This is a genomic window from uncultured Microscilla sp. (assembly GCF_947493425.1).
In the GTDB taxonomy this organism is placed as follows: domain Bacteria; phylum Bacteroidota; class Bacteroidia; order Cytophagales; family Microscillaceae; genus Microscilla.
In genome coordinates, this window is sequence record NZ_CANLRP010000197.1 from 1 (window position 1) to 15,089 (window position 15,089).

The following is a 15,089-nucleotide window of genomic DNA, read 5'->3' on the forward strand; positions in this document are numbered from 1 at the left end:
TATTTTTCAAAGGGTTTCAGTTTTACGTCTAAACACGTAATTAAATAGTTTTTAAACTTATAAACATTTGATAACCGGGCCTCTGGCGAGTCCTTAGATACCGATGTATATCGGTGCTCAACGAAGGTGAAACTCTGATTAATGGATATTACTTAATTTTCTTACCGTCTTTACTCGTCAATCGAGATTTTTATAGATGCATTACTATAATACTTTGGTACTGTTGAGACTCTGAGAAAATTACAGAGAATGGCGGCAATTCCTTCGTTTGGAAATCATCAAAAGATGTAACTTGTTAAATCTGCTCGTCCATTCTCTGTGAATATCCTATTCTAAAATACCACATTTTTGTACTTCTCAAAGACATCATCTTTTTTTTCAAATATACGAGTTAATCAGTAATTAACCTTGACTAAAATCACTGCGGAGTATTGATATATAGATATGCCCAGTAAATAAGTGCCAATTGCAGAGGCAAACGAAACCATAGAAAACCAACTGGGATCTTTCTAAATTTACGCCCCGCTATTTTTTCGGTAAGCATATAAATATTTGCCGGAAATACAGCTATCAGCAGTGCTACTACTCCAATGGCTGCCCAGTGACGGGTTGGTTCAAATAAAAGCCCCACACCCAATACAATTTCGGCAATACCACTTAAGTCTACCATAAGTTTATGTGCCGGAATATAGGGAGGCATCATTTTAAGATAAAATTTGGGTTGCACAAAGTGGTAAACCCCAGCAAGTATGTACAAAACCGCCATTACGTAAAGTGCAATCATTTCAATAAGCTTAGTTTGAGAAGCAATGTAATCGGAATGCTCATAGTTTCCAAGGTAGGCTCTATAATTTGAGCCAAACAAAACGATATATTCGGCGGTTTGTTATACTTAAACAAAAATGGTTTTGGGGACAGGTTTTGACCAATTGCCTGAATACCAACATTAATCAACTGAAGCTATTTCTAAATCCCGGTTCATCGGGGCAGCTTTGCTGTGACGAGCTCACCACAGGTAATCACTTTCATCTTAGTATAATTTACTTGATCACCTACAACTATTGTATCGTTTTTGCCTTTAACTAATGCCATGCATCAGGGTGTGAGCACACAAAGCAATGCAAAAAGTTGTTTTTTCACCTCGTATTGAATCATCACCTTGGGTGGCTATACCGTAGGTTTATAAAAATACAATCATGTTTGCAGGTTTTGAACGTTATTACTAGTATGAGTTGTTTTTATTACGTTTAATACCCTTGCAATCACTAAAATATAAGTATATTTGGGTTAAAAACCTGCTTAGTATCTTTTAATGATAAAAACAACTAAATATCATTATTTTTGGCATAATTTTTCCGATGTTTAAATAATTGATACAATTTAGAAAGTAACGCCTTCTATTTTACACAGAACCATTCGTTTTGTGTTGTATTATACACCAAAAGCAAAAAAGCCATGCGTTTCACACTAAAAAAGGTAAGACATAAAATATTGCTGGCGTTTGCAACACTCATTCTGTTTACAGGAGTTATTGTGGTGATCTCACAATACTATATGCGTAAAAGTAACGAGTATCAATCTTTGAAAACTCAAATCAAAGACCTGCTTAACTTGAGCCTTACTGTACAAAATCACCAGAAAAACTTCCTACTGACAGACGCCAAGTCAATTACATACTATAAACAAAAAGGTCAAAGTAAAAATCTTTCTGAATACAATAAGAATGCGCTGAAGATAAAAAAGCTTATTACCAAAATTGAAAAAGCCCCTCTGCTTAACCAATTAAATGTGGATAAAAGCCTAAAGAAAATCAGGTCGTCTCATACCAAATATAATCGTTGGTTTAATGACCTTTCCCTCAAAATACAATACAAAGGCTTTAAAGATTATGGGTTGATCAATAAAATGCGCGTAGCTGCCCATCAACTTGAAAAAGCAGATAGTCTTCGTCAGTTTGACATTAATAAATTGCGCCGTCACGAAAAAGATTTTCTACTACGAAAAGATTTAGTGTATGCCAACAAACTGTATAACCTTAATCGAAGCATTAAACAAAGCTTAAGGTCTCAGATAGACACTTTGGCAAAAACCGAATCTGCACAAATCAATCGCCTTGAAGCATACATCAACACTGCCAATACTTATGAAAGGTATTTTGCCAAAATTGTCAATATTGATATAAAAATTGGCCTGACTGAAAATGAAGGGATCAGAGGCGAGCTCAAAAACATTATTGCTGACATTAAACTGGAGTTGAGCATTTTGCATGACACCGTGAACGAAAGAACCAACAACCTGATTTGGCAGGCGGCAATGGTATTTCTTATCGTGATTATTGTCATGCTATTTTTGTCACTGGTGGTCGCCTGGTATTTTACCCACAGTATTTCAAGTCCTATAGAGTTACTCAGTCGAATCACCAAATCGATTGCTGATGGGTTACAAAACCAAGAAGACCGTTTGGATGGAGTACAGACTGAAGACGAAGTGGGCAACCTTGCCCGTAATTTTAAAAACCTCTATACCCAACTCAGACAAACCATTCAGATTACTAAAGACGAAAACGCCAAACTGAAAGAGTTTTCGCAGAAAGAAGCTGAACGACGTTGGGAGACTGAAGGTTTTGCTATTTTCAACGAAATTTACCGAAATCACTTTAACAACCTCGAAGAACAGGCTTTTGAAGTAACAGCACAACTTGTAAAATATACTGGAAGTAGCCAGGGAGGTATGTTTGTGATTAACGACGACAACGACGAAGACCTCTATATGGAACTTAAGGCTTGTTATGCTTACGAACGCAACAAGTTTAAAAACAAAAGGGTAGACTTGGGCGATGGACTCATAGGTACTGCCTGGCGCGAAGGTGATACCATGTTACTGACCGATGTTCCACAAAGTTATGTGCATATTACCTCAGGATTGGGCAAAAGCAACCCCAGCTGTGTGCTGATTGTTCCAGTAAAATCGGACGATGCTATGGTGGGTATAATAGAGCTGGTGTCTTTCAAAGTTTTCAAAACCCATGAAGTCACTTTTATAGAGCGTTTATCGCAAAGGATTGCTTCTGGTATCATTGCCATTAAAGCGTCTGAAAGAAACAAGAAACTATTGGCTATTCTGGAAAGTGAGGCGCAAGATGCCCAGGAACGCGAAGCCAATTTGCGTAAAGAGTTACAAAACTCTAAGTATTGGGTACATAAATTTGAGCAGAAACTCAACAATATTTCTGATGAATTAATGATTTACCGCACTGTAATCAACCGTTTGTACGCAGGCTTGTTGATCACTAACGAAAAGTTTATCATTACCAAAGTCAATAACTATATATACCAAAGGTTTAACTACAAAAGAGGTGAGTTGATTGGCGAGTCGGTAGACATTTTAATAGAGACAGACTATAAAAACGTCATCGATTTGCGAGAGAAACGCTTCAAAGTAAGTTATCGCTCTTTTCAGGAACAGGTAAGTGGAGAAGTGATTGACAAGCGTGGCAAAAACTATCCGGTAAAAATGCTTTCTGGAAAATTGGAAATTGACACAAAAATTATTTACATATTCTTATTCAATGAAGATGACGTAGTACATCTATCGCCATCATCGGTAAGCGATACAAGCAAAGGTTTGATATTGAGTTAAAACAATTCAATATCAAACCTTTTTTGCTTTTCCCTTTACACTTATACTCTTCTAACCCAAGTTCAACTCCTCTCACTCACACGCCCTGAACCTTCACAAAAAGCACTTTATCTACCAATTGCCCAAGGACTGGCTCCGGGTATAGTTGATATTGTTACGGGTAGATACTTTTTTTACTGGTATTTTGCTGAGTGGTGCCCACAAAAAGAATTTAAACATCAAGGTATTGTCATTGCGATTGTTGGTGCTCAACTGAGAAATATTGTCTACATAGTCGGTTTGTGGGTTGAGTATGCTTGCCTGCAAGCCCAGGGCGTAACCATTGGCAAAACGATAGGCAGCACCAATGCCTGTAGGCAACATAACCGCAGAGTTATTATAGTTTTCGTTTTTCCCTCGGGAAGTTTGAATGTCCTGAAGGTTTTCTCCTTCGTCGTTTTTCACCAAAAATCGATAAATACCAAAGCCCTGGCTAAGGTATACCATATAACGTGAAGTTTTGATCAGGTTAAACTGGAGCTCATAGTGAAATGTAATTAAATTTGATTTAAAAAAGTTATTGGGTCTGCCGTCTTCTTCAGGATCAGTAGAGGTGAAAGAATAATTCAGGTTTTCTCCTGTAACAGTGCCTATACTGAAACCAAATCGGCTGTTAAAGTAACGGTGTCGGTTGAGCCTGTAAGCAATATGAAAAGAGGAGGTCCACTTGCTGTAAGAAGGATTCAGGTCGCCTCGGTAAGCATTGGCACTGATGCCTACTTCCAAAAAGCGGGGAATTTTGGGCAACGATTTATTCTCAAAAGGGGGGTGCAAAATATCCAGTTCTTCGTTGTTGTTTTGCGCTTGTAATATTGCACAGGTTATACAAAACGCCCACAATGTTAGCAGTATTTTTTTCATATTCCTTATAAACGAAAAAACGTCCAAATTGATTCTTAGGAATGGTACCAAAATAAATTTACATTCTTAACCTCATCTTTTGAGGCTATACTTTGTTAAAAAATAGCCGAATAGCGATGCTATTAGCCGATTTTTTGCCTCGTCTAGCAACAAAATATTTTAGCGTTACTATAGAAATTTATTTTTACACCATTCCTTAGGAATGGACAAAAATACATGCGTATTATTAACTGCCCATTTTTTCGCTACTCTTTCAAAAAACATATAAATTTATTTGAGTGCTTGTATACCCTTTATATTATTCTAATAATACAACTATTTCGCTCAGCATAGTAAGCCTTGGCTGATACATTCTTTATATTTTTACCCTGCAAGGAGGTATAAAAAAAACCTGCCCTCAAGCATCAAAACTTGAGAGCAGGCAACAATTATTAAAAGTTAAAACTAAAGGTAAAATTATTCATCATCTCTTAGGGGTTCGTCGAAGTTGCCTTCTCCTAATAGCTCCTTCATCTCCTCTTCCGACAACATCATGTGCCCCAACATTCCTACACTTGGAGGGGGGGAAACTGTCTGTTTTTTATTTGTATTACTCATTATTTCAGGGTTAGTAATTTTGTTTGGTAATTTGTAGAACAAAATGTTTTACAGATTACTGAAATCAGGTATTTATTTTTTTAGCCTCAATTTTATAAAATCTTTAGCTTGAGCAGGGGTTTTATCAGGCAATTGGTTGAACAAAGAATTTTTCATCTTATCCAACTTGTGTACATCACTGCCCGTCAAATGTACCTTACAACTAAAACCCGTATCGCTTATTTGTTTAAATTGTGTGGTTTCAAGATTCATTTTACCAAAACTTGTTTTTAAATGATGCTGCATTTTCAAAAAATAAGTGACAAAGCCTGCTGGCGCACTTATCATTAATGTCTCCCAATTTTTTGTCTTAATAGATTTCATCTCAATAATTTATGTAATAATGTTTTAAATGTTTGTGGCACAAAGGTAGGGCATAGAGTTGAATACCTAAAAAAACAAGTATAGACAAAGGATATACAAAAGAAATTTAATTGGCATATACAACCTTTAGACAAGTTGCCCTGCCTGCCTGATGGCTCTGCTCCAGTTGATTTACAAGGTGTAAAAGCTTGCTCTAAACATATAAAAACTTAAGTAAAAAAACCCAGGCATAAAATACCTGGGTTTTTTCTTTCTACTTATGGATGTTAATTATTTATCGAAATAAACTATGTAATGCCTTTAGGGAACGGTGTCAAAATAAATTTACATTCTTAACCTCATCTTTTTTAGACATGCTTCGTTAAAAAAACTTGCCATAGCTATGGCTATGCCGCGTTTTTTGGCCTCGCCTGACCAAAAAATATTTCCTTAAACTATAGAACTTTATTTTTGCATCGTTCCTAGGGAGCAAACAAGAAATATATAAGGCGGTATTTTGCCCTTTTCTTCTCTTAAGAACCAAGTTTGCCGCTGTGCCGCGACGAGTCTATAAACTCTCTGAAGCAATTTTTAGAGGAGCTTTTCCACAGGCTAAATACCACACAATGAAGGGTTTGGTAGGTGTCAGAACTCAAAAAGCAAATAATGCTTTAGTTTTAAAGATCGCTAAAGAATAAAATTCACCTTTATCCACTAAGAAGCCAGGATACTATTCATCAGCTACTAGTTGGATAGTGGCATTTTCTATTTTTTGCCACGAACCATCGCTGTCCTGAAACTTGATGCTGGCTGTACCTTTTTCCCAATTTTCATCAAGCAATAGCCTTACTTTGGTATTAGGCGATAAAAAAGTGCTTTGATCGGGGGTTAGAAAGCCATCAGCGGTAACTAATACTTGAGTTTTGTTATAGTTAAGTAGACTTATATAAGTAAAATCTCCTTTGAGGTAAGAAGGAATACTCACAAATGTTTTGTTACGTCGATTAATATCGGCGTTGCCTATAACGGTTTCACGTCCTATATAAAAAGTGAGGCAGAGGTATATTTTTGGATCATTTTTTTTGTTAGACCTCACCTCATAATTGGCTACAAATAATCCTGGATTTTTTTTAGCTTTGGTTGCTGTATGCATTGTCTTCAAATATCAGTTTTATCACCTACTCTGTTTTAGGCTTTTCGGTGTTCGCCTGATGGAGGTATTTGGATGGTGGAGGAAGGCATTATATTTTTGTTTGGATGATAGTTTTAATCACTATATGCAGCTGATTACACAAATATACGAAGGATTATGAGTGGACGATAAAAACTATAATAGACAATCCGTAGACAACAGCATAGACAATCCGTAGACAGGCACTCGAAAAAACTAAATAATATTTTAGACAATCAATTGATTGATAAAGTCTTTGAGTTCTACATTTTTGGGCAAACCTAGTTTTTTCTTCAAGCGATACTTGTGGGTTCGCACACTTTCTGTATTGATATTCAACAGGTTGGCTATTTCTTTATTAGACATGTGGGTTTTTACATAAGCACAATACCTCAGGTCTTCGGTAGTAAGCCTGGGATACTTTTCTTGTAACAGGGTAAAAAACCTAGGGTGAACTTTCTCGAAATAATTTTTAAAATTCTGCCACTCATTCTCCAGATCCAGGCTATTATCAATGTACCTTACAATTTTGGTCACTTCCTTAGAGGCGCTTGCCTTTTCTTTGATGTCTATTTTTTCAAGCCGTTCCTGTATTGTCCTTAGTATTTGGGTCTTTTGGTGCAACTCCAGTATTTTAGTGTTGAGTTCTCGGTCTTTTTGTTCTTTTATTAATCTATTCTTACGCTCTATTTCCTGATGTTGCAACTTGATAGTTTTATAGGAGTACATAAGGCTAAGTACCGACTTTACCCTTGCCCATAGCTCTACTTTTTGAATAGGCTTGCGCACATAGTCAAATGCCCCAGCATCAAGGGCAGCCTTGAGGTTTTCGGTGGTAGTGTATACCCCAGTAATCAACAAAATAGGAATATCTTTAGTAAGGGGGGTTTGTTTGAGCGCCTGGGTAAGTTGTAAACCATTCATTTGTGGCATGTCCCAATCGGTAATAATGAGATCAGGCAAGAGCTTTTGCGCCACATTGTAAGCTATTTTACCATTCGACGCAGTCAACAAATCATAACTTTCGCTTGCTTCTTCCAAGTATCGGGTCATTGTTTGCACATTATCACTTTGGTCGTCAACCACTAGAATATTGGCACTAGTTAAAGCATTAAGGCTCATATATTTTGCTTTGATTTTTAGACTTACAACTTATTTCTCAATGAATTGTTAAGGTATCATCTTGAAACGACATTTTTTGCTAAATGGTTCAGGAGAATTTATGACAATTCTAATTTATTGCCCTCCTTTTGGAATGCTTAAAACAACAGGTGAAGTTTTTAATAAAACTCTGCACTTTTTTTGAACAACAGAAGGTTTTTTCTCAGAATATTTACATATTGAAAGCCTGTCAAGCTAAATTTGAAATCTCACAAATATGGGACGAACTTCTACCAAAGCGACCGCTCAAAAAACCACAAACTCTGACAATGCAGCTTCCAAAAGCCACCCTCAAGCACTTTCTTTTGCAGCCCGCCCTTCGGGGATTCCGGTAGTAGATAACCTTATTTCTTCCAGTACAGAAGCAGTGTCTTTTCCAGCAAAAGTTGCAGCTCCTCAGATTCCTCAAGGTTCTCCCCAAACCTTGCATAAAAAGATAAAACAGCCAAAAGCTATCACTCTTATCCCGCCCAAAACCAAACCTTATACTGTAGACAAACAAGGACGGGTTGTTTTTGATGAAGGCATTACGATCATGGAGGGTTATGATTATCTCAAAAAACACCTCGAAGATGATGAATACATTCGCCAGCACTATGGCTACATAGAGCAAGATATAAAGCAAACATCTATTTATGGCATAACCGTCAACGGAAAGGTTAACTATTTTGTGCTGAACGAGTTTTTGGCCGACTATCGTTTTATTGATACAGTACACGGCAAGCATCAAATTGAAATTAACCGCAAAATTAAAAATCGCTGGGCATATATCCGGGAGCAAAAAGCCAAAGGTAATATAGATTTCATACGTTACTTTCGTCGGATGCTCAAGGTAGAAGATGGCGCAAAAGTAAAGGATGTGCCCAAATTTTGGCACAATGGGGTGATGTATGCTTACATGGGTTCAGGTGAAGGAAGGTCCTACTATGCTTATGAAACCGATTTCTTATTTGTTAAAGGTTCTGGCATTAAAAGTCAAGATGGCAAAGCTCCACTATACGCATTCGCTACTATATTGGTAAAAGGACGTTCGTTCTATGCCTCAAACAGGAATGAAATGGCAACCAAGCTATTGAAAAAATGGAATATATCAAGGCTTACCCCTGGCAGTACCTTGGTGTTGATAGAAGATGACCCAGCAACTGAAACTGAGTCTAAAGGAGCTCCCCCTGCTCCTATGTATATTTATGATCCCAAAACCGGATTGGAGCCCACTGGTAAAGACTATTTCAGAAACTATCTGAAGCAAAAACATGCCGAACAAACAGCTAAAGGCTTACTTGCCGAACGCAAAGCTTTTAGAGAATCACAGTACTCCCCCAAAGAAAAGCAAATTCAGCTGGCCATGCGAGAGCTTTACAGAATAGCCAGTATGGATTTTGAATTAGACAAAAGCGTGACCGGCTGGGATTTTTTAGAAGCTACTCAAAAAGAACGAAACAGCTGGCAAGCCAAAGTTGCAGACGAACAAAAACTTCCTAATGCTATAGTAGCTCAAGCAGCTCGTCGTTTAGATTTATTGGGTAAGCAAGAGGTCGTAAGAAAAAGCATGGCAACCAGTAGCCACAACACTGAAGAATTGATGCAGCAAGCAGTGCAATTTGGGGTAGCTACTTTGAGCAATGAAGAGAAAAAGATGTATGTCCTGGTGCAAAAAAAAGAAGCCGCCGAAAAGGATTTGCAGTGGCTGAAAACAAACTATACACTAAAGGCTATCCATAAACAAGCAATGGAAAAAAGCTTGTTAGCAAAAATCAGCAAACTAAACAGCAATCTAAAAGAAATGGGTAAGCTCGCTGATTTATATAATGCTCAAGGCAATCGGGCAGGACAAAAAGCTAAAGGCTCGGCTCAAGTACAAGCCAAAGCTCAACAATACCTGGTGACTTACAAAGACCGCCTGGGGGTGCTTTATCTAAAAAAGTATTTGCTTTATGAACATTATCATCAATGGCTTGAACAAGTCGCAACACTCCAAAGTAAAAAAGCACTCACCCACTTGCCTAAAGACACCAAGTGGGGAGAGGTGGTAAGCAGAGGGCGAATATACCATCTGCAACAAACCGAAGATTATCAAAAGGCAAAGCGTTACCTTAGGCTACACCACGAAGCCAAACAAGAATATGAAGCAATCAAACTTGCCTACTTGCTTAACCAAGACGTGACCAAAGCCCACAAAACCAGTACTCAAGTAGGTGACTTGCTATCCAGAGCCGGAGAGATGCTCACTGAAAATGTGGCAGGAAGCATAGTAAAATTGGTATTGGGAGATGTAGAAGTAGACATTTATACAGATAGAGAGGTTGCCGAAAAATTTGTAGAAAACCTCCAGGGTGAACATATCAAAGTAAGTAAAGAACAATACGAAAACATTAAAGAAAATCTTGCCGGAAAAATAGGATCGACAGTGGGGCATAGCATAGGTGTTATGATTGACCTTGCAGTGACCACTTATATTACCAAAGGGGCAGCTTCTATTGGGGCAGTAAAAAAAGCCAGTCGAGTGGTCAAAGCTTTGATGTTTAAGAAGTGGGGAAAGCAAGGCATTAAAGCCTATAGGGTGCTTGCTTCTATGGTACAAAGTATGGTTGCCTACAAACTTGCGGGGCAAAGTCCAATAAGTGGCGCCACCGAAAGTCTGGTGAGCAGTATGATCAACCCCAATTTGATTAAAAACAGCAAGTATGGGGCTATCCTTGCCTTAGGACTACGTTTTTTTGCCCGCACTGCAGGTGAAACTGTTCAGGAGTACGCCGGAGATTTTATGACTAACCTCCTGCTAGAAGTTCAAATACACAAAAACACGAAAGCCAAAGGACTGGCAACTAAAAACATTTTTAGTGAAACATTTGCCAAAACCTTTGGACGCACCCGAGCCGAAGCCGTAGAACGTTTATTGGTCACAGGGCTTACTTGTGCGATGTTTTCGGGTGCAGCAAGTATAGGAGATTTGCAAAGTCTGAAGGCAGAAATTCTCAAAGATGTGCCTGACACTATCCCTGAAGCAAAAGAAGTGGTTACAGCACTGAATAATGCAATTGAGGAGAAAAAAAATGGAAAAAGTGAAAAGAATGAAGTAAAAGATCATATAAAGGCTGTAGAAACAGGGCATAAACCAACACAGGAAAATCAAACCTCAGACAAAGATTCAACCAAGAAGGCGAATGACTTGGCTCAAAAATCATTTCCTAATGTAAAAGTCCAAACATTTGAAAATGAGACTCAGTTGCCTGGTGGTCAGAAGCAGTATGTGGGAGAAGTAGCAGCTCAGAATGATCCAGCGCTTACCAAATCACTGGCCAAAGCCAAAGCAATGGCAACCAAAATGGGGGAATCCAATCTTGATAATCAGGAAATATGGGAAAAAACGGGTTGGTTTAAGAACATAGAAGACGGCAAATGGCGTTATGAAATCAGCGATCATCAAGCAGGTTTCACAAATAAGTTTGATTTAACAAGTATTTTAGATAGAGCAATTGATGGAGAAGTAATCTCTAGTTTTATAGAGTCTATTTTTGATCATCAAAATTTTTATGCTTTATATCCCGGAACAGAGTCTACCCAAGTGCAGGTTTTTTATAACCCCAGCAGTGGCATTAGGATAGATACTGGGCAAACCCCTAAGGGTTTTCAAGTAATTAGAATTAATTTAGCAAGAATAATATCAGATCAAGATGTCAAAACCAGAAAGACACTTCCCGGAAAAATACAAGACTACACTAGCAGAATTAGAGGCTCAATCCTCCACGAGCTTCAGCATGTCGGACAAGGAATTGAAGGAGTTTCGTCGGGCACATCGGTTGAGGAAGAGTTCACCAAAGTTTTTTCCGAAACTTTCTCAAGAGGAGAAGGAGGAAATACTCAAAATTTTTCTCGAGAACAAATAGCATTATTCTATATTCAATCACAGGATGTTTATAGAAAGTATGAACAAGCTAATGCGCAAGGTAGACCGATAACTTTAAACCTGGAAGATCAAGCAAAATATGACCTTTATCTAGAGGCTGTTGAAGAATACGTGGATAATTTAGGGGAAAGGGAAGCACGGGATACTCAGCGAAGAAAAGATTTAGACAAAAAGCAACGAAGGAAAACAGAGCCCTACACAGATGATGATTCTTTTTATGGTGGTCTTCTCTTTCAACAAACCCCTTCTGGCATTAAAGGCATGTTCGGCACAGATGGCATAGTATATATTAACACAAAGCTTGCTACCCCTGATACACTTATTCATGAATTTGGTCACATTTGGCTCGAAATAGCCGAACGTGTTGACCCTAAACTAATGGATGCTGCTGTCAAAGCAGCACAAAGCAGTAAATATTTTCAGGAGGTATTAAAAAATGAAGGCTATGCTGACCTTGATGCACGCGGCATGGCAAAAGAAGCCCTTGCACAAGCCATAGGTTTGGGCGCCAAAGATGTGGGTGATATGGCGCTCCATCCTGATTTTGCGGCCTTGGTACAAGATATAAAACATGCTAAGTCGTTTCAGGAGTTTACCCAAAAACTCTGGCAAGCTGTTCGTCAGTTCCTCACCGAAAAGCTCGGCGTTCAACTTTCCAAAGATCAGGACTTGAGCCAAATGACCCTACAGCAATTGGTTAATACTATCAATGCTGAGCTTACCTCAGGCAAAGAAATTTCCAACATTACATCTCAGGATTTAGTCAAATTTCTTACAGGAGAGGTTAACGAAATTGACATCCAAAACTCTATTTTAGAAGGTAAAAAAGCTCAAGGAAGCATAAAGCTGAGGAATTGGTATAGCACACTCAGGGAAGATGTGTTTAAAGATGCAATAAAGATTTCTGGATTGTCTATAACTGTGGAGGAAGCAAAAGAAACGGTAGATTTTACCCTACGAGACATTATCAAAAATTCAGCCATCAAGGGGAACATACAACTGCAAACCATAGTGGTGGCTGAGTTATTGAGAAACCCAAATTTCGTAAAAATTTTAAGGACTGCCGACAAATCTTTGGCTATACAATTGGTTGCTTTGATGGGACTGGTAGGGGCCGCAGGTGGAAGAGCAGAAAGTTTTGCGCAAAAACTAGGGGAAAAAGGTCAGCCCTTGTTGATGGCGAGTAAACTAATCACAGGGGATAAAGTATTATCAAAAAATGCTGTGCCAATTGGAAAGAATAAGTATTTTATTTACGTAGACAAATCCAATGGAAACGTCTCTTTCAAATTAGATGATCCCTTGAATAGTTATCATTATCTTTGGGGGAACTCTGGCAATGTAAAACCTGGCGAAGGAGTGCCTCGTGTCATCACCTCTGCCATGCAAGAAGAACTTAATAAAGTAAAAAAAGTAGCCATCAATTGTGTAGCCAGTTGTGTGCCTGCTACCATGTCAATCATCAACATACTAAGGGGAGGAACAAAACTCCCTGACGATCAATTTTCAGTAAGTGCCACAGGAAGATTAGGCGAAAAAAGTGGCGAGATATTAGAAAAAAACTTAAGTGCACACGGTTTTGATTACAGCAAACACGAAGTAGGCATGGCTACTGAATGGACTAGCTCACAACTGGAAGAAAATGTACTAAGAGCGCTTATGGGGCAACCAGCGGGCTCTTTGTTGATATTTGTGTCAGGTAACTCTACTATGAAGGAAGCCCCTGGTCACATATTTGGAGTATTTATTGGGTATGATCAGAAAATTACCTTGTTAGAGACCTTAAGCCCTAGTGTGAGTGGAGTAATGGCATCTGCAACAGGGAAGGCAGGGCTAAACTTAGTGTATAAAAATATAGAACATGCACATGATTCCGCAATAAGAACCGCCGCCGGCATAGGAATTGGAAAAGAACATTTAAAAATATCTTGGACTGTCTACAATGTATCATCTTTTAAACCCTAAACATGACCCCAGAACAAGAATACAGAGAGCTTTATGAATGGCTAAGACATAGCCGATGTCTAGAAGCCCTATTACTTGCAAGTGAACGGTACGAAGAAGGGCTGGGAGATCCTCCTGTTGGTATGATTCAAGAAATGTTAAATCAGGTAACCCTGCTAATAATAAACAAAATATTTTTACCTGTGCCTAGTGGGGTAAGGCATTTATCTAACCTAAAGTCGTTTTGTATATCCGCAGTAGAAGCACCTGCAGACATTGAAGTACTGAACACTGCCATACAACAGTTTCCCCAAATAGAATCATTGGAATTGAAGGGTTTAATACTTAGCCGTTTACCCGAAGAAATTTTTAAGCTTCCCCACCTTACCTCATTTAGTTTTTTGGGCGAGCTACAATGCCTCCCTGAAGATATGCGTGTATTTAGTCGGTTGAAATCTTTGCATATTAAGGCAACTTATATGTATAAGCCCATACAACCCCGTGTATATAAGTTATCATCAATCCCCGAAAGTATAGGAATGCTCAATCAACTAGAGGTACTGAGTTTAGAGATGCCTGACTCTTTGAAACACTTTCCTAAAGGACTCAACAAATTAACTCAATTGAAGCAACTTACTATAGAAGCCTCACATATTCCCTTAGAGTGTATTCGTGATATTACCAACCTTGAAAGGTTTTCTTTTACCTTGTTAGGAGACCCTTTAGACATGGAAATATATCCTTCTAAACATCAAGAAGTCTTAGAGGTACTCAAGTATATTCGTACCCTTCATTGTTTGACACACCTGAAAATAAACTCTCCTTTTATGAGTCATATCCCTGAGTGGATTGACGAACTAATCCATTTAGAATCACTTGAAATAAGGGAATTAACCACTTTCTCCGAAGATTTAGACCCTCGATGGCCTTATGCTTACTTTATACCAACGCCTATTCCTGAAAGCTTACAACAGCTAAAAAAATTGACATATTTGCAATTGGCAAACATATCTTTAGAAACCGTTCCTGAGGTTATACAGTACCTACCTAGCCTTACAGAAGTATACTTGGATGAGATACATTTTAAACAAGAAGAAGTCATTCCAGCAAACTTTACTCCTCCTCCCCAACTTTTACTCTTTGCTATTAGATTTATTTATATGAGCAAAGAGAGAGGAAATGCTGTAAGAGCATTTTTTCCTGAAACGTGTAAAGTCATATTACTGACGAACACAAACGTTTAAATATTATTACCTGGCACCAAGGATCAAAAGTGCCTTAGTTGGTCTCTAGAGTTGAATAACCTTATAAATCTACTAAAATGAGTCGCCAACCACAAACGAATTGAACCACCTAGTACCTTATCCTCTAAGTAAATGCACTATTTATTTTGGATGAGATTTGTTCTCTGACGAACTTCAAAAATTG

General features: G+C 38.2%; 9 protein-coding genes. 3 read left to right on the forward strand and 6 right to left on the reverse strand.

Annotation, left to right across the window (positions count from 1 at the left end):
• Nucleotides 1-418: 418 nt before the first annotated feature.
• Nucleotides 419-784 carry a DoxX family protein gene (locus Q0954_RS28965; RefSeq protein WP_299463700.1) on the reverse strand — a complete coding sequence of 122 codons (366 nt, stop codon included), beginning with the start codon at nucleotides 782-784 and terminating at the stop codon, nucleotides 419-421.
• A gap of 671 nt (nucleotides 785-1,455) precedes the next feature.
• On the opposite strand from Q0954_RS28965, the gene Q0954_RS28970 reads away from it, so the two are divergent.
• Complete coding sequence (locus tag Q0954_RS28970) at nucleotides 1,456-3,639, forward strand: GAF domain-containing protein (RefSeq protein WP_299463703.1); 2,184 nt, start codon at nucleotides 1,456-1,458, stop codon at nucleotides 3,637-3,639.
• 111 nt (nucleotides 3,640-3,750) lie between these two features.
• Here the strand turns inward: Q0954_RS28970 and Q0954_RS28975 are convergent, their stop codons facing one another.
• From Q0954_RS28975 to Q0954_RS28995, 5 genes are all read right to left on the reverse strand, one after another.
• The gene (locus tag Q0954_RS28975) at nucleotides 3,751-4,539 is read right to left on the reverse strand and encodes a hypothetical protein (protein ID WP_299463706.1); all 789 of its coding nucleotides are present in this window, start codon (nucleotides 4,537-4,539) and stop codon (nucleotides 3,751-3,753) included.
• 456 nt (nucleotides 4,540-4,995) lie between these two features.
• Nucleotides 4,996-5,136 (reverse strand): hypothetical protein, encoded by a 141-nt coding sequence (locus Q0954_RS28980; RefSeq protein ID WP_299463709.1) that lies wholly within the window; start codon nucleotides 5,134-5,136, stop codon nucleotides 4,996-4,998.
• 72 nt (nucleotides 5,137-5,208) lie between these two features.
• Entirely contained in the window at nucleotides 5,209-5,388 is a 180-nt protein-coding gene (locus Q0954_RS28985; RefSeq protein WP_299463712.1) for a hypothetical protein, read from the reverse strand.
• Between the two features lie 820 nt (nucleotides 5,389-6,208).
• Nucleotides 6,209-6,631 carry a DUF1842 domain-containing protein gene (locus Q0954_RS28990; protein ID WP_002693216.1) on the reverse strand — a complete coding sequence of 141 codons (423 nt, stop codon included), beginning with the start codon at nucleotides 6,629-6,631 and terminating at the stop codon, nucleotides 6,209-6,211.
• 246 nt (nucleotides 6,632-6,877) lie between these two features.
• Nucleotides 6,878-7,771: a response regulator gene (locus Q0954_RS28995; protein ID WP_299463717.1), complete on the reverse strand. Its 894-nt coding sequence runs from the start codon at nucleotides 7,769-7,771 to the stop codon at nucleotides 6,878-6,880.
• A gap of 256 nt (nucleotides 7,772-8,027) precedes the next feature.
• Between Q0954_RS28995 and Q0954_RS29000 the strand changes: the two genes are divergently transcribed.
• Nucleotides 8,028-13,682 (forward strand): LPD23 domain-containing protein, encoded by a 5,655-nt coding sequence (locus Q0954_RS29000; protein WP_299463720.1) that lies wholly within the window; start codon nucleotides 8,028-8,030, stop codon nucleotides 13,680-13,682.
• Nucleotides 13,683-13,684: 2 nt separating this feature from the next.
• A complete protein-coding gene (locus Q0954_RS29005) occupies nucleotides 13,685-14,905 on the forward strand; it encodes a hypothetical protein (RefSeq protein WP_299463723.1) in 1,221 nt (406 codons plus the stop codon).
• Nucleotides 14,906-15,089: the final 184 nt, after the last annotated feature.